At 27.7% G+C, this 22,039-nt stretch carries 14 protein-coding genes and 1 riboswitch; of the genes, 11 read left to right on the top strand and 3 right to left on the bottom strand.

From position 1 onward, the window contains the following. Window positions 1-10: 10 nt before the first annotated feature. From arsB to gshAB, 3 genes are all read left to right on the top strand, one after another. Window positions 11-1,072 carry an ACR3 family arsenite efflux transporter gene (gene arsB, locus BM027_RS15265; RefSeq protein ID WP_090093719.1) on the top strand — a complete coding sequence of 354 codons (1,062 nt, stop codon included), beginning with the start codon at window positions 11-13 and terminating at the stop codon, window positions 1,070-1,072. A gap of 218 nt (window positions 1,073-1,290) precedes the next feature. Beyond that, window positions 1,291-2,613 carry an MATE family efflux transporter gene (locus tag BM027_RS15260; protein WP_090093717.1) on the top strand — a complete coding sequence of 441 codons (1,323 nt, stop codon included), beginning with the start codon at window positions 1,291-1,293 and terminating at the stop codon, window positions 2,611-2,613. After that, window positions 2,603-4,906 (top strand): bifunctional glutamate--cysteine ligase GshA/glutathione synthetase GshB, encoded by a 2,304-nt coding sequence (gene gshAB, locus BM027_RS15255; protein ID WP_090093714.1) that lies wholly within the window; start codon window positions 2,603-2,605, stop codon window positions 4,904-4,906. Before BM027_RS15260 ends, gshAB begins: the two co-directional genes overlap by 11 nt. A 358-nt stretch (window positions 4,907-5,264) precedes the next feature. Here the strand turns inward: gshAB and BM027_RS15250 are convergent, their stop codons facing one another. Together BM027_RS15250 and BM027_RS15245 are read right to left on the bottom strand one after the other, a co-directional pair. Further along, window positions 5,265-6,977 carry a methyl-accepting chemotaxis protein gene (locus tag BM027_RS15250; RefSeq protein WP_090093712.1) on the bottom strand — a complete coding sequence of 571 codons (1,713 nt, stop codon included), beginning with the start codon at window positions 6,975-6,977 and terminating at the stop codon, window positions 5,265-5,267. Between the two features lie 951 nt (window positions 6,978-7,928). Continuing rightward, window positions 7,929-9,644 (bottom strand): methyl-accepting chemotaxis protein, encoded by a 1,716-nt coding sequence (locus tag BM027_RS15245; protein ID WP_090093710.1) that lies wholly within the window; start codon window positions 9,642-9,644, stop codon window positions 7,929-7,931. Window positions 9,645-9,998: 354 nt separating this feature from the next. On the opposite strand from BM027_RS15245, the gene BM027_RS15240 reads away from it, so the two are divergent. After that, window positions 9,999-11,312, top strand: coding sequence for a sodium-dependent transporter (locus tag BM027_RS15240; protein WP_090093708.1), 1,314 nt, complete (start codon window positions 9,999-10,001; stop codon window positions 11,310-11,312). 64 nt (window positions 11,313-11,376) lie between these two features. On the opposite strand, the gene BM027_RS15235 is transcribed toward BM027_RS15240, so the two are convergent. Beyond that, the gene (locus BM027_RS15235) at window positions 11,377-11,907 is read right to left on the bottom strand and encodes a hypothetical protein (protein ID WP_090093706.1); all 531 of its coding nucleotides are present in this window, start codon (window positions 11,905-11,907) and stop codon (window positions 11,377-11,379) included. Between the two features lie 276 nt (window positions 11,908-12,183). Beyond that, a riboswitch (cobalamin riboswitch) is annotated at window positions 12,184-12,423 on the top strand. A 224-nt stretch (window positions 12,424-12,647) separates the two neighbouring features. Between BM027_RS15235 and BM027_RS15230 the strand changes: the two genes are divergently transcribed. The 7 genes from BM027_RS15230 (at window position 12,648) to BM027_RS15200 (ending at window position 21,557) form a co-directional block, all read left to right on the top strand. Next, window positions 12,648-13,469 carry a sirohydrochlorin cobaltochelatase gene (locus BM027_RS15230; RefSeq protein ID WP_090093704.1) on the top strand — a complete coding sequence of 274 codons (822 nt, stop codon included), beginning with the start codon at window positions 12,648-12,650 and terminating at the stop codon, window positions 13,467-13,469. 642 nt (window positions 13,470-14,111) lie between these two features. Continuing rightward, window positions 14,112-15,752, top strand: coding sequence for a cobyrinic acid a,c-diamide synthase CobB (locus BM027_RS15225; RefSeq protein ID WP_341465534.1), 1,641 nt, complete (start codon window positions 14,112-14,114; stop codon window positions 15,750-15,752). 262 nt (window positions 15,753-16,014) lie between these two features. Beyond that, window positions 16,015-16,638 (top strand): precorrin-8X methylmutase, encoded by a 624-nt coding sequence (locus tag BM027_RS15220; RefSeq protein WP_090093700.1) that lies wholly within the window; start codon window positions 16,015-16,017, stop codon window positions 16,636-16,638. Window positions 16,639-17,078: 440 nt separating this feature from the next. Continuing rightward, on the top strand, window positions 17,079-18,881 hold the full coding sequence (locus tag BM027_RS15215) for a MutS family DNA mismatch repair protein (protein WP_090093698.1): 1,803 nt from the start codon (window positions 17,079-17,081) through the stop codon (window positions 18,879-18,881). A gap of 308 nt (window positions 18,882-19,189) precedes the next feature. Beyond that, window positions 19,190-20,059, top strand: coding sequence for an Rpn family recombination-promoting nuclease/putative transposase (locus tag BM027_RS15210; protein WP_242943349.1), 870 nt, complete (start codon window positions 19,190-19,192; stop codon window positions 20,057-20,059). A gap of 358 nt (window positions 20,060-20,417) precedes the next feature. Continuing rightward, entirely contained in the window at window positions 20,418-20,906 is a 489-nt protein-coding gene (locus BM027_RS15205; protein ID WP_090093695.1) for a GNAT family N-acetyltransferase, read from the top strand. A gap of 228 nt (window positions 20,907-21,134) precedes the next feature. After that, a complete protein-coding gene (locus BM027_RS15200; protein WP_090093693.1) occupies window positions 21,135-21,557 on the top strand; it encodes a YjdF family protein in 423 nt (140 codons plus the stop codon). Window positions 21,558-22,039 lie beyond the last annotated feature (482 nt).

The following is a 22,039-nucleotide window of genomic DNA, read 5'->3' as shown; positions in this document are numbered from 1 at the left end:
GGCGGTTATATTGAGTAATAAATCTTCAAGATTATCATTTTTAGATAGATATTTAACTCTTTGGATATTTGCAGCCATGGCGCTGGGAATATTATTAGGATGGGGAGTACCATCACTCTCATCAGGATTAGCAAAATTATCAGTTGGAACAACATCTATACCAATAGCTATAGGACTTATAGTTATGATGTATCCACCACTTGCAAAAGTAAATTATAAGGAACTTGGTAAGGTATTTAAAAATCCTAAAGTATTAGGGCTATCACTTGTACAAAATTGGGTTATAGGACCAGTTTTAATGTTTATACTAGCATTTGTATTCTTAAAATCTGACTCAGAACTAATGACAGGACTTATTCTTATAGGACTTGCTAGATGCATAGCGATGGTAATTCTTTGGAATAGCTTAGCAGACGGAGATAACGAATATGCAGCAGCGCTAGTTGCTTTTAATTCTATATTTCAGGTAGTATTTTATTCTATATTTACTTATTTCTTTATTACAGTGTTACCACCTATTTTTGGACTTACAGGATTTGAAATTCATGTTTCAATGGGCGAAGTGGCCATATCTGTTGCAATTTATCTTGGAATACCTTTCTTATTAGGAATGCTCACTAGACTTATATTAGAACCTAAAATGGGAACAGAGTGGTATACAAAAAAGTTTATTCCTAAAATAAGTCCATTAGCTTTAATAGCTCTATTATTTACAATCATAGTAATGTTTATGTTCAAGGGCAAATATATTGTAGAACTACCTTTAGATGTAATTAAAGTAGGAATACCTCTTATAATTTATTTTATAGCAATGTTTTCTGTATCATTCTATATAAGTTACAAAGCAGGCATAGACTACCATAAAACTACCACATTATCATTTACAGCTGCAAGCAATAACTTTGAACTAGCAATAGCTGTTGCAGTAGCAGTATTTGGAATTGAGTCAAAGGTAGCTTTTGCAGCAGTAATAGGACCACTAATTGAGGTACCTGTAATGATAGGATTAGTAAATGTAGCATTGTATTGGGGAAAAAAATATTTTTCATATTCTAAAGATAATAACAGTTAAAAACTAAATGGCCTTATAGTTAATGTCTTATCATCGCAAATGAATAATCTAAATAAGATAGTAAATACTATATATTAAGTAATATATTTAGATGATAATATTATAAAAAAATAAAATCAGAAAGATAACTAGCATAGTGACTAGTTATCTTTTTTAATAATACTTAAATATGAGAAATAGAAAATATAATATGAATCTATATATGAATGGAGAAATTGATGAAGAAAATAGATTTAACTCAAGGGAAGGTTATATCAGTTATAACAGCATTAGCTTTGCCTATAATGGGTAGTTCATTTCTACAGTTTACATATAATTTGATTGATATGATATGGGCAGGAGGACTAGGTAGTAATGCCGTTGCAAGTATTGGCTCATCAAGTTTTTATATAGGACTTGGCTATTCTATAAATGCATTAGTTGTTATTGGAACTGGAATAAAAGTTTCTCACGCATTGGGTGAAAAAAATGATAATGATGTTAAGGAATATATTAATGCAGGACTTTTGATTAACATAATAGTAGGATTGATTTTTGCAACTGTACTTATATGCTTTGGAAAAAATTTTATAGCTTTCTTAAAGCTTCAAAATGCAGTTGTTGAAAGGAATTCATATTTATATTTAGCTTTTAGTGCACCAACAATGTTCTTTACATTTTTTAATCTATTGTATACAAGGATACTGGGCAGTTTTGGTAATAACAAATTAGCATTTAGTATTAGTGCTATAGGCATAGTTATAAATATAATATTAGATCCAATATTTATTTACACATTTAAATTGGGAGTTTTAGGAGCTGCAATTGCCACATTAATTGCTAACATTATAATGTTTTTATTATTCAAAATAAATTCTGCAGGAATATTCAAATTTAATTTTAAAGTTGGAATTGATTATAAGAAGGTAAAAGAAATAATAAAGTTAGGATTTCCAATGTCTTTTCAAAGAATTTTATTCACTATTACAAATATTATACTAGCAAGAATTATAGCTGCATTTGGCTCAGATGCTATAGCAGCTCAGAAAATAGGGCTTCAAATTGAATCAATCACATATATGGTTATATCTGGTCTTCATGGAGCTATATCAAGTTTTACTGGTCAAAATTTTGGAGCTAAGAAGTATGAAAGAATCATAGATGGATATAAAACAGCTTTAAAAATAGGAATAATATATTCCTTATTTATGGCTATAATTTTTATATTTTTAAATAACCCATTAATTAAATTATTTATTAGAGAAAATAATACTATTACAATTGCAGCATCATATCTGCAAATTATAGCATTCTCACAGATATTTAGCACAATAGAAACTGTCTCAAATGGATTGCTTACAGGCATTGGTAAGCCTCAAATACCATCGATTATAAGTGTGGTATTTACGATTTTAAGAATTCCAATGGCATTAGTATTAATAAAACCTTTTGGCTTAAATGGTATTTGGATAAGTATTTCAATATCAAGTGTTCTAAAAGGAATTATATTATATTTGCTATACATGACTAAAGTAAGAAAGGAATATAAAAATGTTAAATAGCATTAAAAACTTATTTACAAAATCAGAATTATTAAAAGGAAATTATGGAATAGAAAGAGAAGGATTAAGAGTTGATAATGATGGCAAGTTATCTTTAACTATACATCCAAAGTTATTTGGTGATAAGGTATATAATCCTTATATAACTACAGATTTTTCAGAAAGTCAGATAGAACTTATAATACCACCATTTTCTAATATAGAAGGAGCTTATAAATTTACAAATATACTTTATGATATTGTAGCAATGGAAATAGGAGATGAATATTTGTGGCCTCAATCTATGCCATGTATAGTTTCTAAGGATAAAGAGATTCCGGTTGCACAGTATGGTGAATATGAAGAGGGAAATAAAGCAAGAGAGTATAGAGAAAAGCTACTTATAAAGTATGGAGGTACGAAACAGCTTATATCAGGTATACACTATAATTTTTCATTTGACGAGGAAGTTATTAATAAATTGTACAATAATAGTGACAAGGAATTAGAGTATAAAGATTTTAAGGATAATATTTATTTGAAAGTTACAAGAAACTATCTTAGATATAGATGGCTTATTATATATCTTTTAGGCGGAACTGCAATTGTTCATGAGAGTTATATAGATGAGTGTAAAAATAGCCTTGAAGAAATTGCAACTAATAGTTTTTCTAATGAGGGAGCTTTGTCTTATAGAAATGGTGAGTGCGGTTATAAAAATAAAATAGACTTATTTCCAAACTATAATTCTGTTAAAGATTATGTAGTGAGTTTGAAAGTATTTGTAGATGATAAACTTATTGAAAGCCATAAAGAGCTTTATAGTTCAATAAGATTGAAGGCTACTGATAATAATGATTTTTTAAACTCACTACTTAGGGATGGAATTAAATATTTAGAGTATAGAAGTATTGATATTAATCCTTTTGAAAAAGGTGGAATCAGTTTAGATGATTTATATTTTCTTCAGATATTCAACTTATTTTTATTATTAAATGAGGAAAGTAAGTATGATAAATGGCAAAAAGATGGATTAGAAAATCAAAATGCAATTGCTAGATTTGGACAGAATGAAATTATGTTAAAAAAAGATGGAGAACTTATATCAAAAGAAAAGTGGGCATTAGAAATATTAGAGATTATTAGTAATATTAACAAAGAGCTTAAACTTGGAAAAGAACATATTATAAATATAATGATAAATAAAGTTAGAGATCATAAATTAACGTATGCTTATAAGATTTCTAAAAAGGTTGAGGATGAGGGATATGTTAATGCTCATTTAAATTTAGCAAAGCAATATAAAAGTGAGGCCTATAAGAATAGATTTAAGTTAGAAGGATATGAAGATTTAGAATTATCAACTCAAATTTTAATGAAGGAAGCTATCAAAAGAGGGATAAATGTTAAAATTATAGATAGAGGGGAGAATTTTATTTCACTTGAGAAAAATGGTAAAGTAGAGTATATAAAACAAGCAACTAAAACTTCAAAGGATAACTATGTAACTGTTTTAATCATGGAAAACAAGAGTGTTACAAAGAAATTACTTTATGATAACAAGATTAAAGTGCCAGAAGGATTAGAATTTAATTCTATGGATGAAGCATTAAATTCAACAAAAAACTTTATAAATAAATCTATAGTAATTAAACCTAAATCAACTAACTTTGGTACAGGTATAAGCATATTTAAAGATGGAACAAATGAAGAAAATATTATAAAGGCTCTTAAAATTGCCTTTAAATATGATAATACAGTACTTATAGAGGAATTTATAAGTGGAAAAGAATATCGTTTCTTGGTGATAGATGATAATGTATGTGGAATACTTCATAGAGTACCAGCTAATATTAGTGGAAATGGAATAAATAATATAACACAGTTAGTAGAAATTAAAAATCAAGATCCTTTAAGAGGATATCATTATAGAACACCTCTTGAAAAAATAATATTAGATGAGAATGCAGAACTATTTTTAAAACAACAAAATAAAGATTTTAACTATATACCAAAGAAAGGTGAAATAGTTTATTTAAGAGAAAATTCTAATATAAGCACAGGAGGAGATAGCATAGATTACACAGATGATATTATAAATAAATTTAAACAAATAGCCGTTGATTCAGCAAAAGCTATTAATGCTAAAATATGTGGAGTTGATATGATGATAGAAGATTATGCTGATGAAAACTCTAAATATGCAATAATTGAACTAAACTTTAATCCTGCTATTCATATTCATTCCTATCCATATAAAGGAAAAGAAAGAAATATAGCTGTAGAAGTATTAAAATTATTGGGATTTGTTTAGTAAGAAATATTTAATTTAATGTGCATAAAGTAAAAATAATCTAATAAAATTATATGATTCGATATATATGTTGTAATTGGAAATCCACACAATTTTAAGTGCCCTAGTAGTAAATTTTATGAAGAAATCATTATATAACATATATATAATAATTGATTGTTTTAAAAAGGGTGAGTAAAATTAATTACTCACCTTTTAAGGTTGTACAGTGTAATGAAATTAGTAAAAATTTAATTATATATTCTAAAAATCATTGTTCATTTAAATTTATTCAGTATCGCTATCGTTTGCTTAGAGGTTAACCATATAAATAATAATTATATTAATTAGAACATATATATAAATTACAATTTTGGTGTTAAATTTTAAACTCAGATATTCCGTTATTTAATTGATCTACACTTTTTGCGGATTTTTTTACTTCCTCAATGATTGCATTAGATCTTTCAGTTATATCTGATACCTTTTGAGCAATATTTGTGGTTCCTTCTGCACCTTCATTTGAAGAATGTGATACTTGTTCTATGTTATTTATCACATCTTGAAGTGAAGCTAAAAGTTCCTCTGAAGTTGAGCTGAATTCCAATACAAGATTGCTTACAAACTCTGCATCATCGCTATACTCATTTGCCACATTTAACAATGTATCATAATCATTTTGTACATCCTCTGAGACAAAATTTAATAATTCATTAGAACTAGAGGATAACTCATTAACTGAACCAGTTACTTTTTTAGTTATACTTTGTATTTTAATCACTGTATTCTTTGATTCTTCTGCAAGTGTTCTTATTTCATCTGCAACTACTGCAAATCCTTTTCCTGCTTCTCCAGCTCTTGCGGCTTCAATGGCTGCATTTAATGCCAAGAGATTGGTTTGAGACGATATTTGCATTATGGATTCAGACAGTACATTAATTTGTGACACGACTTTGGAATTTTCCATTGCTATTTCTAATTTATCTTTGGTTTTTGAAAACATTTGTAATGTTTTATCTTTTGCTTGTGCAACATTATTTTTAGTATCCATTGCTCTTTTATTTATCTCTTGAGCTTGTACAGCCCCTTCTTGTGCTTTTTTGGCTATAGATTGAACTGATTTTTCTATTTCATCTGCTGTTGCATTTATCTCTTGTGTGGAAGCTGCTGTTTCTTCCATTCCTGCGGATAATTCCTCCGTAGTTGCAGATACTTCCTCTATATTAATATTTAAAACTTCTACATTTTCAGAAACACTAGCTATTACATCTTTAATAGTATTAGATTCCTGACTTACATTACCAATTAAAAGTTTTAATGAACTTTGCATACTGTCAATTGTATTTGCTATATCTCCCATTTCATCCTTTCTGTCTTTAAACTTTTCGGGAATATCCATTGTAAAATTACCAGTAGCTATGAGCTTTAAGTGTTTTACAGCTAAATTTAATGGATTTGCAATAGCTCTTGAAGTGATAGAGGTTAAACCTATACCAATACCTAATGCAAGTAAAAATATTGCTAGACTTACATTTCTTGAAGTATTAAAATCTTTGTGATTTTGTTCATTTAAATCATGAGCTGATTTTACATTATATTCTGCTAGTTCGTTTAAACCCGTTTGAAATTCTTCTCTATAATTTTCAACAGAGTTTAATGTATCTAGAGATTCCTCACATTTCCCATCCATTTCTAGTTTAATAGCTACATCTCTTCCTTTTGCATATTTATCCAGATTGCTTTCAATACCAGGAATTCTATCTCTTTCATATTGATCAAGATTGGTTTGTTTATAATTCTCCCAATTTGTATCAAATATTTTCATTCTGTCGTCTATGTCTTTTAACTTTTCATTTCGTTTATCATTATTTTCTATTAATAGTATGTAATAAGTATCTCCCTCTATGGACCTAGATTGGTTTCTGTTATCATTTAAGCATTGTATGCTCAGTAGTTTTTGGTCATACATTATTGTCGTGTTTTTATTTGCCTTTGCGAGATAATAATATCCCAACCCACTCATGATACTAATAAGTAATAATGCTGTGATTGAAAAAAGTATCAATTTCGATTTTACTTTTAAATTATTCATTTTAATCCTCCCTGAATTTACAATTTTATATAAATATTAATACGTTTTTTGGATACAATATACTATATCGTCAAATTTTGCTCTAACTTTATAACTTAATTAAAGTTTTCATAGATATTAGGCATATGTAAGTTCTAATTAAAAAAAATCATTATGTACAAAGTTAGTTAGTTAGTAATCCTAAAAATAAAGACTGAATTTAAAGGAATAATTTTTTTTAGAACATATATATTAAAAAAATGATAGTCTATATTGAGTCATATCAACACGGTTTAAAAAAGTAGCCTAATATTAAGCATATTTACATAGTGTTGAATTTTAACTATAATATCCGGATAATGTAAATAATAAAAACTAATGATTAGTATTTTTGGGAGAAAATAGAATAGATAAAAGATAGGGGGTTTCAAGTAGAAATGTTTTTATATTATACTACATTGGACAGCTATATAATCAGATAATATATGGATGTTTCCTTATAAATTAGAAGAAAATGGAGTACAAATGGTATAGAAAGAATTAATCTTAAATGGGGGATTTGTTTAATAAGTTCACAAATTTTATATTTTATTATATTGTTGATGGTAAAAAAAAGTTTTAGTAGGAATAATATATGGTGATATTGACTAAAATTTTGATAACTACTGTATTTAAATAAGACTATGTTTTAGAAGAGTGTTGATATTGTTATATTTTGATGCTCGAATTTATTCAGCGAATGAATATGAGTAGAGTTTCCTATATAAATTCTTTAGCATACTGAACAATATGTAACAATATCAACATGGTTTTAAAACATAGCCACAATATTTAGATGAGTATTTATAGAAGACTTTTAGTTGAACATATTTTGAGACAAGATATAGGTAGTATCTCTGACTTGTTATTTTGTTCATAGGCCTAATATAATAAAATTAATGGTAAATTTAAATAATAATTATAATTTTGATGTTAGATTTTAAATTCAGATATTCCGTTATTTAATTGCTCTACACTGTTTGAGGATTTTTTTACTTCTTCAATAATTGCATTAGATTTTTCAGTTATATCTGATACCTTTTGAGCGATATTTGTAGTTCCATCTGCACCTTCATTTGAAGCCTGTGCTACTTGTTCTATGGTCCTTATCACATCTTGAAGTGAAGCTAAAAGTTCCTCTGAAGTTGCACTAAATTCTAATACAAGATTGTTTACAAACTCTGCATCATCGCTATATTCATTTGCTACATTTAACAATGTATCATAATCGTTTTGTACATCCTCTGACACAAAATTTAATAATTCATTAGAGCTAGAGGATAACTCATTAACTGAACCAGTTACTTTTTCAGTTATACTTTGTATTTCAATTACTGTATTTTTTGACTCTTCTGCAAGTTTTCTTATTTCATCTGCAACTACTGCAAATCCTTTTCCAGCCTCTCCGGCTCTTGCTGCTTCAATGGCTGCATTTAATGCCAAAAGATTGGTTTGAGATGATATTTGCATTATGGACTCAGACAATACATTAATTTGTGACACGACTTTGGAATTTTCCATTGCTATTTCTAATTTGTCTTTCGTTTTTGAAAACATTTGTAATGTTTTGTCTTTTGCTTGTGTAACATTATTTTTAGTATCAATTGCCCTTTGGTTTATCTCTTGAGCTTGCATAGCCCCTTCTTGTGCTTTGTTTGCTATAGATTGAACTGATTTTCCTATTTCATCCGCTGTTGCATTTATCTCTTGAGTAGAAGCTGCTGTTTCTTCCATTCCTGCGGATAATTCCTCTGTAGTTGCGGATACTTCCTCTATGTTGATGTTTAAAATCTTCACATTTTCAGAAACACTATCTACTACATCTTTAATAGCATTAGATTCCTGACTTACATTTCCAATTAAAAGTTTTAATGAACTTTGCATACTGTCAATTGCCATTGATATATCGCCCATTTCATCTTTTCTTTCTTTAAACTCTTCGGGAACATCCATTGTAAAATCACCAGTAGCTATGAGTTTTAAATGATTTACAGCTGAAATTAATGGATTTGCAATAGCTTTTGCAATGATAAAGGTTAAACCTATACCAATACCTAATGCAACTAAAAATATTGCAATAGTTACATTTCTTGAAGTATTAAAATCTTTATGGTTTTGTTCATTTAAATCGTGAGCTAATTTTACGTTATATTCTGCGATTTCTTTTAAACCTTTTTGAAAGTCTTCTGCATAAGTTTCAAAATGCTTTAATTGATCCATGGCTTCTGCCGATTTTCCCTCCATGGCTAGTTGAAGAGCCACATCTCTTCCTTTTCTATAATTTGCTAGATTGCTTTCAACAACAGTAATTCTATCTTTTTCATACTGATCAGGATTGGTTTGTTTATAAATTTCCCAGTTTGTGTCAAATAATTTTTTTCTATCTTCTATGTCTTTTAATTTTATATTTTGCTTATCCTTATTTTCTGTACTTAATAATATGTAATACATATCTCCCTCTATGGCTCTAGCTTGGTTTCTGTTGTCATTTAAGTATTGGATGCTCAATAGTTTTTGCTCATACATTGTTGTCATGTCCTTGTTTGCTTTTGCAAGATAATAATAGCCCACTCCACTCATCATGCTAATAAGTAATAACATTGTGATTGAAAAAAATATAAGTTTTGATTTCACTTTTAAATTATTCATTTTAATCCCCCTTTGAATTTTCAATTTTAGACAAATACTAATGCGATTTTTTAGATACTATATACTATATCGTCATATTTTACATAAACTTTATAATACAATTAAACAATAGTCAATAATAGGGAAAAATTACAAATTGACAATTTAGTATATATTATGTGATAGAGATATATTTAATAATCAGCAGAATTATGTTCATTTATTATTGATAAATTTTATTAATATTGCATTTAATTTAGTCTAAAATTATCTTTTTAATATTAAGTTTATTTACATAATGTTGAATTTTAACTATAATATTCAGGTAGTGTAAATAATAAACACTAATGATTAGTATTTTTAGGAGGAAATAGAATGGATAAAAGAGAGGGGTTTTCTAGTAGAATTGGTTTTGTATTATCCTGCATAGGGGCAGCTATAGGATTAGGTAATGTATGGATGTTTCCTTATAAATTAGGAGAAAATGGAGGAGCTGCATTTTTAATTCCATATTTCTTTTTTGTTATTATTCTTGGAATTATAGGATTAATTACTGAATTTTCTTTTGGAAGACAATATAAACAAGGTTCTTTAGGTGCTATAAGGCAAGTATTTAAAGAAAAAAACATAAAAGGTGGTTCTATAATATCTGTGATTCCAACAGTAGGATTAACAGGTATATTCATGTTTTATGTAGTAGTTATTGGATGGGTATTAAAATATTTTTACATAAGCTTAACAGGAAAAATAGCTTCAATAAATACTGAAGCTTATTTTGCTAATTTTGCTAATAGTCCAAGCACGATAGTATGGCATGCATTAGCTGTGTTAATCACATTAATAATTGTAAGCTTTGGAGTTGCAAATGGTATAGAAAGAATTAATAAGATAGTAATTCCATTACTATTTGTTATATTTATACTTTTAATAGTAAAATCGTTTAGTTTGCCAGGATCAGATGCTGGAATACAATATTTATTAAAACCACAGTGGTCATATCTTTTAATGCCTAAAACATGGGTAATGGCTATGGGACAAGCTTTCTTTACAGTATCTATAACAGGGTGTTGTATGGTTGTATGTGGAAGTTATGCAGATAAGAAATTCGATATATTGAATTGTGCTGTAAATACTGCCTTTTTTGATACATTAGCAGCTTTATTAGCTGGATTTATGATTATGCCAGCAGTATTTGCATTAGGATTAAATCCTACAGCAGGTCCTGCATTAATGTTTGTTACTGTACCAAGCATATTTCAAACAATGCCATTTGGTAATTTGTTAAGTTCTTTATTCTTTTTAAGTATAATTTTTGCGTCTGTTTCATCTTCAATAGCGATGCTAGAAGGGCCAGTAGAAGCAGCTATGAGTATAACTAAATGGAGTAGAAAAAAAGCTACAATAATAATAGCTGTTGCAGGTTTTATTTTAGGTATTCCATTAACATTAAGTGGTGATTTGTTTAATAAGTTTACAAATTTTATAACTATAATATTATCCCCAATAGGTGCTGTTATAACAGCTTTCATATTTTATTACATAGTTGATAGTAAAAAAGCTTTAGAAGGAATAAATGAAGGGGCAAGGTATAAGCTCGGACATTGGTTTATTAACTTTGGTAAATATGTATTTGTACCAGCAACTATAATAATTATTATTCTTGGAATAATATATGGTGGTATTGGCTAAAATTTAAAGAAAATAGGGCTTATCTTGTATTTAGAAATATATTTCTATTTTAAGATAAGCTCTTTTAATTTTTTATATTATTTTTAAGATACTCAATTTCCATTTTTAAATCATTTATACTTTCCTTAAGTTTAATTATTTCTTCTTCACAATTCCTTTTTGAAGAAGTCTTAGTTTCATCTGAATTAGAAGTTTGTTCATTAGCGGTCTGGTTATTAGGTGTGGGACAAAAAGAGTTAGAAACATTTTTGCATTTCAAATTATAATATCTTCCGGGGCCATTTTCAAAATATTGTTGTTGAGAATTAAATGTTAGTATAACTTGTCCGAGCAATTCAAGCCAATTACCAATTGCATTCTGTAAGTTAAAGGGTAAATTTTCAGCCATAACTAAACCTAATATTTGTGACATAAGCGCGAAAAGTTGCGGACTTAAATCTTGAAATCCCCCAGGAATATCATTGCAATTTTGATTAGTATTATTTGAGGTATTTCCATCGCTATTAGTATTTTGGTTAGATTTAGTATTTTGAGTATTTTGGTTAGATTGAGCGGCTTTCATAAATTCTTCAAAATTAAATCCATCAAATTCCATTTCAAACCCCTAATTTAATTAATTTTAATATTATACTATTCAACTTATGCGTTTAGTGTCCAAAGTAAAGATATTTATTATGCTAGTAGTATAGGGTAGCATTCTCACTGTTACTAAAGAAGAGTAAATTCAGAAAAACCTTTTATATATGTTGTAATAAGAAGTCTTCAATAAATCAAGTAGCTATTTACAGTTTTGTTGTACATTTAAATTTGCAACATATAGACTATAATTTTTAGTTGAATAAAGTTAAGCAGTACTTTATAATTTATCCATAATAGAATATTAGTTTTAGGTTCTATAAGTATTTAGAAATTTTTTTTATGACTTTATATTTTGGGATTAAAAGGGAAAGTGGTGAAAGTCCACTACAGCCCCCGCTACTGTAAAGGAAGACTATTTTTCTAAGGTGTTTTAAAAAAAATGCCTAAAATGTCCACTGACGTTTTTGTTGGGAAGGAAGAAAAATCAGGATGACACCTAAGTCAGGAGACCTGCCTAAAATGATGTGCTATCTTTCGGAGGGACGGTAATAGCAAATCTTAAGAAATCAAAAATTAAAATATATTGTTTTCTTGATTTGTTATGTTTAAAGATGTCCTTACTAAGATAAAATGAATGGTAAGGATATTTTTTATTGAATTTATACATAAAAGTTAAGTAGGTATATGAAATAGAGCAGCATACTAACTTGCTATTTTCTTTCATGTGCCTAAAACAGATGATAGGAGAAATAATTAATGAGAAAAGCAATTTTAGTTATAAGTTTTGGAACGAGTTATTTAGATGCATTAAAAAGTTCTATTGAAAGAATAGAAAATAAAATTCAAGATGAGTTTAGAGATTATGAGGTATTTAGAGCATTTACTTCACATAAGATTATAAAAAAGTTAAAAAGAGAACATAATTTAGATATTTTAACACCTGAAGAAGCTTTAGAAAATTTAAAGACTAGAGAATTTGATGAAGTTATAGTGCAACCATTACATATGATTCCTGGTGAAGAATTTCAATATATAAGAGGAGTAGTTAATAAATATACTCAAAATTTTGCATCAATTAAACTTGGAAGGCCAATCTTTTATTATCAAGGAATTGAAGAATTACCTCAAGATTATACATTATTTATAAAGAGCATAGAAAAGCTTTTAAATAAGGATGAGAATATAGTTTTATTTGGACATGGAACTGCCCATTATTCTAATGCAGTATATGGAGCACTTCAAACTATATTAATAAATGAAGGATATGATAATGTTTTTGTTGGAACTGTAGAAGGATATCCAACTTTTAAAAGCGTATTAAATATATTAAAAAATAAGGGAATAAATAAGGTTAAGCTAGTTCCATTAATGGTGGTTGCAGGAGATCATGTAAAGAATGATATGGGATCTGATGAAGAAGATTCTTGGAAGAACATGTTACAAAAAGAAGGTATTGAAGCAGAAGCATATCTACATGGACTTGGAGAATTAGATGAATTCAGTAATCTTTATATTCGCAGAATTTATGATGTTATAGAAGATAGATATTCAGAATTTGGAGATACAAAGAAGCTATAAGATATAATGCATATTTAAAAAGTCTTTGTTTTAAAACCGTGTTGATATTGTTATATAAAGCTCATGGACTGTGAAATTTACTTTAAAAACTCTAAAATGAATATTAGTCCTATTAATGCATGTTCCCAATCAAAGATTGTGACAAGCAATTAATAGTACAAATTTTCAAGGAAACTCGACTCACATTCGTTCGCTGAGTAAGTTTGAGATACCAAATATAAAATTTGGACTCTCACTTAAGAGTTCTACAAAGCGAATTTCAATGCCAGTTCGCTATTATATAACAATATCAACACTCTTCTAAAACATAGCGATTAAAAAAATAATAAGATAATGCATTGTGATAGTTAAAATAAGTCTGAAAATATCATATATAATTATTCAAAAGGACTAGAAAAATTGCACTAACAGTTTCTATTGTTTTAAGTTGCACCCATTATCGATTGCTCCAAAGACAGGCTTTGGACAATCAAAAATGGAACAACTTAAAACAATGAAACAGTAAGCACAGATTTTTCAATGCCTACTTCGCAATTATATATGATATTTTCTCACTTTAGGCATTGTAAAATAAATAACTAGTCAAAGATTCTTAGGATTTTTTGAACTAGACAAGAAGACTGAAGAACTATCTATTTGGAGATGCCTTATATAGCGTATAATGAGATATATAAATTTAGGCACAATGAGTTAAGATATAACAAGGAGAATAGTATGAAATCTATAATTATTTCTTCAAATTGCAGTGGTGGTGGGAAGACTACTTTTACTTTAGGACTTATGAAGGCATTGAAGGAAAGAGGGCTAAAGGTTCAAGGATATAAAGTAGGACCAGATTACATAGATACTGCGTTTCATAAGGAAGCAACAAAAATTCCATCAAGAAATCTTGATACATTTTTAATGGGTGAAGAAGGTGTTAAAGAGAGTTATCTTAAAGGGAATGGAGATATTGGTATAATTGAAGGGGTTATGGGATTATATGATGGTGTTGGAGTAAGTACAAAAGCATCAACTTTTGATGTATCAAGAACTTTAGATAATATGCCAATAGTATTAGTGCTTTCACCTAAAGGTCAAAGTTCCACTTTGTGTGCTGAAATAAGTGGTATTATAAATTACAGGAAAGCAAATGTTGTTGGTGTTGTTTTAAATGCAATAAGTGAAAAATATTATAAGCTTTTAAAATATGCAATAGAAAAAAACTGTAGTGTTAAAGTATTTGGATATATACCTAAGGATGAAAAAATAAAACTTTCTAGCAGACATTTAGGATTAATACAAAGTGTAGAGGTTGATAATCTTAAAGAAAGACTAGAAATATGTAGTGAATTAGTATCAAATCATGTTGATTTAGATGGGATTTTACATGAAATGAAAGAATTTAAATATGTAGAATTAAATGAGATGCAAGAATCACATGAGGAGAACGAATTGCATAATAATGAAGAATTAAAATATGTAGGATTAAACTCTAATCAAGCACTACATGATAAGTGTAATTATAATATTAAAGATGATAAACAGGTAAGTAATGTTAAAGACAACACACTAATTAATAATGGTAAAGATAGCAAGTTGACCAATATACATGATAGGCAAGTGGAAAACAATAAAGATAGCAAGCTAATCGATATGGATGAACAGCAAATTAAAAATAATAGAGGTATTTTAAGTTTAAAAGATAAAGGTTTTAAAATAGGAGTTGCACTGGATGAAGCATTTAGCTTCTATTATAAAGATAATTTAGAACTTTTAGAGGAGATTGGAGAAATAATTTATTTTAGTCCAATCAGAGATAAGGTTTTGCCAAGTGATTTAGATTTTTTATATATAGGTGGAGGATATCCAGAAGTATTTAAAGAAAAGCTTAAAGAAAATTCTTCTATGAGAGAAAGTATTAAAAAAGCTTTGAATGATGGATTAAAGTGTTATGCTGAGTGTGGTGGACTTATGTATTTAACACAGGAGATAGATGGATATGAAATGGTTGGCTTTTTTGATGGAAAAAGTGAAATGACAAAGTCATTAAAAAGATTTGGTTATTGTAGTTTAAGAATAGATAAAAAATATTTTGGGGAAGAAATTAATATAAATGCTCATGAATTCCATAAATCAGAAGTGAGCTTAAAAGAAGAATTAGTGTATGAAGTAGAAAAAACTCAATATGATGGAGAAAAAATTAAATGGAAATGTGGATATTTAAAAAAGAACACATTAGCAGGATATGCACATATTAATTTCCTCGGAAATATAGAGCTTTTAAAACTTTTAGTTGATTAATCATTTATTTGGGGATGCTTTAAGTATGTGAAAGAAAATGGCTATGTTTTAAAATAGTGTTGATATTACAATATCAATATCCACTTAAAATGTAGCCAAGAAAATAATTAGTTAAAGATGTAATGTATATTGACGGTTAGACATTAAACAAAGTAGATTAACATATTTACTTGTTATTTTTCAATATGCTTTGTAAGTAAGAAATTTGCTTAGATTCTGCTTTTAACTTACTGAAATATAATAAAGAAAAGATGGTGAAAATATGGACTATTTAAAGAATCCTATGGGAATTGAAGAAAGAAGTTTTGAAATTATTGGAGAGGAAATGGGACCTCATTCATTTAGCAAAGAAGAATTAATGATAGTTAAGAGAACTATTCATACTACTGCTGATTTTGAATACAAAGAGTTAGTTGAGATAAGTAAAGATGCAATTGAAACTGCTAAGAACATTTTCAAACATGGTGCTAAAATTTATACAGATACTAATATGGCTCTAAATGGAATTAATAAAAGAGCTTTAGCCAAGACAAATAGTAGTGTTATTTGTTATGTGAATGAAGAAGCTGTACATAAAGAAGCTAAAGAAAAGAACATAACTAGAAGTATGGCAGCAGTTGAAAAGGCTTGTAATGATGACGTTGATATATTTGTTTTTGGTAATGCACCAACTGCACTTTTTAGACTTAAGGAATTAATAAAAGAAGGTAAGGCAAATCCAAAACTTATAATAGCAGTACCAGTAGGATTTGTTGGCGCAGCTGAAAGTAAAGAAAACATGGATGAACTTAACATTCCGTATATAAGAGTTAAAGGAAGAAAAGGTGGGAGTACTGTTGCAGCATCAATAGTTAATGCTCTTATGTATATGGTAGTTGAAAGATAAAGTTGTTCATAAAAACCGAAAGAAAGGTCAAGTTGTTGTTCATGTTACTTAGAATTTTATTAGATGTTTCTAACATTAGAAGTTGCACTCAAAACAGTTTGCTCCATAGATAAACTATGGACAAACAATTTTGAAACAACTTCTAATGAAGAAACAGTCAAATAAAATTCTCTAATGTAACAGTTCACTACAACTTGCCCTTTTTTTCTCTGTTTGGTGGTGATTTTAAAGTTATTGAAAATTAACATTAATTTCATAGTTTATGTATTTGACGTAGTAGATTAATTATGTTCTTTGAAAACTGAATAATGTGGTATTTACAAAATATGCTATAATTTATTTGTAATAGTTAAATTATGATTAGGTTGTTTATATAAGAACTATTGCATACTTTAATATGCCTTAAAACGAAATATTCAAAATGCGATTGGAGAAAAAAATTGAGTAGTGAATATAATGATTATGTTAATAAATTGAAAACTTATAAAGATTTACTTAAAGAACAAAACAAATCAATAACAGTTATAGCATATTTAAGATTTTTTACCTTAATTATTGGTTTAAGTGTTACATTTTATACTTTTAGTATTAAGAGTTATTACATAAGTATAGGAGTTTTCATTTTCCAATTGCTTATTTTTATTTATTTAGTTATTGAGCATGATAAGGCAATTAATAAAAGAAAATATTCAATAGCTTTAAAAGATATAAATGAAAAAGCCATAAAGAAACAAAATGAACAATGGAACAGCTTTCAGGATGATGGTAGCGAATTTAAAAATGAAGAGCATAGTTATTCTAATGATTTAGATATATTTGGGAAAAACTCATTATTTCAGTGGATTAATAGTAGTAAAACATTTATGGGAAGGCAAAATTTAAAAGATAGACTTACCAATCCATTAAAAACTCCTTTGGATATAGAGAAAGCACAGCAAGCTTTGCAGGAGCTCGCAATGGATTTAGAATGGAGACAACTATTTGAGGCAGAAGGCATGATCATTTCTAATGAAGGTATTAATCCAGAAGAGTTATATGAATGGTCAAAAGATAGAAATGAATTATATACTAAGACTTGGCTTATTTTATTAGTTAGATTATTGCCATGTATAACATTGATATTAATTACTTTGGCCTATTTTACTTCTTTAGTAAACTTTAAATTACCATGTTTTATGTTATTTGTTCAATTAGTAATTTTATTCATCGGTGCAAAAAAAAGAAGTGCAATATTTAATAGCATTTACAAATATAAAAATAGTATAAATATATATTTTAGATTGTTAAGTTTAATTATAGAAAAGGATTTTAAAAGTGATTATTTAAAACAGCTAAAAAATAATTTAGTGATTTCTAAAGATGAATATGCAGCAGCCGCAATAAAAAAATTATCTAATATATATGATAAAATATCCGACAGAAATAATGCATTCTTTATAATATTTAATATATTGCTGTTATGGGATTATCAGTGCATGATACAATTTGAAAAATGGAGAATTAAATCAGGTAAAGACTTGAAAAAGTGGTTTGATGTTATAGGAGAATTTGAAGCACTAAATAGCATTTCAAATATTATTTATGATAATCCAGAGTGGGTTATGCCCTCGATTTCAGATAAGGATTATATAATAAAAGCTGAAGCTTTAGGTCATCCACTTTTAGGTGAAAAAATGGTGTGTAACAATATTACAATTGATAACAAAAAAAACATTTTACTAATAACAGGTTCAAATATGTCTGGTAAAAGTACATTTTTAAGAACTATAGGTATAAACTTAATATTAAGTTATATTGGAGCTCCAGTATGCGCCAAAAAGTTTGAATGTTCATTAATGCAGATTTTTACTTGTATGCGAACAAGTGATAATTTAGAAAATAATATATCTTCTTTTTACGCTGAAATATTAAGAATAAAGATGATAGTTGAAGAGGTACAGGAGAATAAAAAAATATTTTTTCTCTTAGATGAATTATTTAAGGGAACTAATTCTATTGATAGACATGATGGAGCTATAGCATTAATAAAACAATTAGGAGACGAAGGAGCATGCGGACTTATTTCTACTCATGACTTAGAATTATGTGATTTACAGTACAAATATTCTAAGATTAAAAATTATCATTTTAAAGAGTATTATTTAAATAATGAATTAAAATTTGACTACAAAATTCGAGAAGGAGTATCAACTACTAGAAATGCTATACATTTAATTAAGTTAGCAGGTATAAGGCTAAAATAACTGTTTAAATATTTATATATTCATTAATTAAAACTTAATAAAATTAGTAAATAAATTTAATTTATGAGGAAAATTAGTTTTGAGGGGAGTGTTTTATGAATAAGGTAATTATTATTGGTGCAAGTAGTAGAATTGGAAGAGAATTATATAAGGAGAACATCTTGGAAATGTGATAGTTTATATTTGCTTTTTACAAAGATGCATAAATATTATTGTAAGAAAAATAAGAAATAGGATATACTTAAATTAACTGATATCAAGGAAGCGCAATATATATTAGAGCTAATAGTTTAAAGAGGTGAAAGTTTATGATGAAAAGTTTGTTAGATCCCAAAATTGATTTTGTATTTAAAAATATTTTTGGTTCTTCTAAGCATCCGAAAATATTAATATCATTTTTAAATGCAGTTTTGAAACCTAAATATTTAATAATTAAAGTAAAAATACACAATACAGATATAGAAAAACATTTCTTAGATGATAAATTTTCAAGATTAGATGTTAAAGCAGAAACAAGTAATAATGAAATTATTAATATAGAAATTCAACTTAAAAATGAATATAACATGATAAAAAGAAGTTTATACTATTGGAGTAAGATGTATGAAGAGCAACTTAATGAAGGTGAAGATTATTCTGAATTAAAGAGAACTGTTTGCATAAATATTCTTAATTTTAAATATCTTAAAAATGAAAGATTTCATAATGGATATAGATTAAAGGAAACTGAAACAAATGAAGAATTAAGTGATGTTTGTGAAATTCACTTTATAGAGATACCTAAACTTAAGGAAAACAGTGATGAAAAGGATCTATTAATAGCTTGGACAGAATTTCTTAAAAATCCTGAAAGTGAAAAGGTAAGAAGTCTAGAAATGAGTATAGTGGAAATACGTGAAGCTAAGGACGAATTAATAAAATTAAGTAATGATGATGAGCAAAGACAGATTTATGATATGAGAGCTAAGATATTAAAAGATAAAATAAGTGCAATAAATAAAGCAAAAAGAGATGGAGTAGAAAAAGGACTTAAACAAGGAATAAAAGAAGGGATAAAAGAAGGACAGTATCAGGAAAAAATAAATATAGCTAAAAATTTATTGGATGTTTTAGATAATGAAACAATAGCTCTTAAAACTGGATTAACAATAGATAAAATACAAGAATTAAGAAATTAGGTCACGAGGTTATATAAGATGTATTAATTTAATCGTAGTGCATAAAACCGCAAAGAAAGGTAAAGTTGTTGTTTATGTTACTGAGAATTTTATTAGATGTTTCTAATATTAGAAGTTGCACTCAAAACAGTTTGCTTTATAGATAAACTATGGGCAAACAATTTTCAGACTAACTTCTAATGAAGAAACAGTTAAATAAAATTCTCTAATGTAACAATTCATTACAACGTTCCCTTTCTTTCTCGGTTTGGTGATAATTTTAAAGTGGTAAAAAATTGAGGAGAATATTTATCGTGAAAATATAGTGTAGTATACACTACATACTCTCACTAAAGATAACTATGAAAGGAAGATTATAATGGATATTAAAATTAGACAAGCGTTTATAGAAGATTTAGATGAAGTAACAAAAGTGGAAGCAAACTGTTTTCCCGAGGCAGAAGCAGCTACGAAAACATCCTTAGAGGAACGCATTAAGACATTTCAAGAAAGCTTTTTTGTAGCAGAAGCAGATGGAAAAATAATTGGATTTATTAATGGTTGCGTTATAAATGAAACTGTTATCTATGATGAACTTTATATAGATTCTAAACTACATATTCCAAATGGAGATTATCAGACTATTTTTGGACTTGATGTTATACCGGAGTATCGTAATCAAGGAATTGCAGCGCAGTTAATGAATTATATGATAGAAGTATCAAGAGCAGCAGGTCGTAAAGGTGTTATTTTAACTTGCAAAGAAAAACTCATTCATTATTATACAAAGTTCGGATACAAAAATAAAGGTATATCTAAATCAGTACACGGTGGTGCTGAATGGTATGATATGATTTTAGAGTTTTAGAGATTGCAAGAATAGTATGAATGCAAAATATTGATAGAATATGTTATAATATATAGATTATTATATACCTTTAGAAGATTGAAATTTCACTTCTATTGGAGGTAAAATTAAATATACAAAGATAAAAACACAGTCCGGTTGGTAGTCCGGGCATAGCTTTTGGCTATCAGTAACCTGCCTCCTTGGTTGTCCGTTCTTTGTTTATGATTATTCAAGGAGGAATTTAACATGAACAAAGTAAGTTCAAAACTAACCGTATTTTTTGAGGAGCCATTTTGGATTGGAATTTATGAACATATTTCAAATGGTGAATTGAAAGTTTGCAAAATAACTTTTGGAGCAGAACCAAAAGATTATGAGGTTTATGATTTTATCCTTAAAAATTGGAATAGGTTGTGTTGTAGTGCACCTATTATTGCAGGAGAAAATTATGTTGAACGAAAACTAAATCCTAAACGTATGCAAAGAGCAATTAACAAGCAGTTGCAAAACACAGGGGTAGGAACAAAAGCACAACAGGCATTGAAACTGCAACATGAGCAAAACAAGTTGGAAAGAAAATCTTTTAATCGACAAAAAAAGGAAGAAGAAAGAGAAAAACAATTTGAATTGCGACAACAAAAGAAGAAAGCAAAGCATAGAGGCAAATAATTCTGCTATTATTTTTCTTCATATTATGAGTATAATTTCTATAATGCCGTATTATTCAGTAGAGAATATACGGCATTTTTTGTTTCTTAATTCTTTAAATATGCCTAAACTTTAGATAGATGATGATTAAATAGAATCCAAATATGTTAACCGTCTATTCGGTTAGTTTAAACCTACCACATTTAGAAAATATAAGCTTTTAGCTTTTGAAAAACTGTAAATATGACAATATTAATTACTAAGGATATTGATTATATAAAAGTAAATAAGTTATAATTGAATCCATAACAAATGATATTTTACTTAATGTTGTTTTGTTGTTGAAAAACTTAATTATGGCATAAAATTAAGGGGAATTGTTTTTTGTAAAAACAATTTAACTCTTTATTAGGTTGTTGAATAACTAATTTTTACAAATATTTATTTAAAAAATATTCTTAGGAATCATAAATTCCAAGGATATTTTCTCGTTTTGATTCCTT

Source organism: Clostridium uliginosum, assembly GCF_900112485.1.
GTDB lineage: Bacteria > Bacillota > Clostridia > Clostridiales > Clostridiaceae > Clostridium > Clostridium uliginosum.
The sequence above is the reverse complement of the archived record's forward strand: the minus strand, read 5'-3'. Positions and strand labels throughout refer to the sequence as shown.

Coding starts and splice junctions, on each gene's coding strand:
- BM027_RS15260 (WP_090093717.1), top strand. CDS start 1,291: ATGAAGAAAATAGATTTAACTCAAGGGAAGGTTATATCAGTTATAACA.
- gshAB (WP_090093714.1), top strand. CDS start 2,603: ATGTTAAATAGCATTAAAAACTTATTTACAAAATCAGAATTATTAAAA.
- BM027_RS15250 (WP_090093712.1), bottom strand. CDS start 6,977: ATGAATAATTTAAAAGTAAAATCGAAATTGATACTTTTTTCAATCACA.
- BM027_RS15245 (WP_090093710.1), bottom strand. CDS start 9,644: ATGAATAATTTAAAAGTGAAATCAAAACTTATATTTTTTTCAATCACA.
- BM027_RS15240 (WP_090093708.1), top strand. CDS start 9,999: ATGGATAAAAGAGAGGGGTTTTCTAGTAGAATTGGTTTTGTATTATCC.
- BM027_RS15235 (WP_090093706.1), bottom strand. CDS start 11,907: ATGGAATTTGATGGATTTAATTTTGAAGAATTTATGAAAGCCGCTCAA.
- BM027_RS15230 (WP_090093704.1), top strand. CDS start 12,648: ATGAGAAAAGCAATTTTAGTTATAAGTTTTGGAACGAGTTATTTAGAT.
- BM027_RS15225 (WP_341465534.1), top strand. CDS start 14,112: ATGCCTTATATAGCGTATAATGAGATATATAAATTTAGGCACAATGAG.
- BM027_RS15220 (WP_090093700.1), top strand. CDS start 16,015: ATGGACTATTTAAAGAATCCTATGGGAATTGAAGAAAGAAGTTTTGAA.
- BM027_RS15210 (WP_242943349.1), top strand. CDS start 19,190: ATGATGAAAAGTTTGTTAGATCCCAAAATTGATTTTGTATTTAAAAAT.
- BM027_RS15205 (WP_090093695.1), top strand. CDS start 20,418: ATGGATATTAAAATTAGACAAGCGTTTATAGAAGATTTAGATGAAGTA.
- BM027_RS15200 (WP_090093693.1), top strand. CDS start 21,135: ATGAACAAAGTAAGTTCAAAACTAACCGTATTTTTTGAGGAGCCATTT.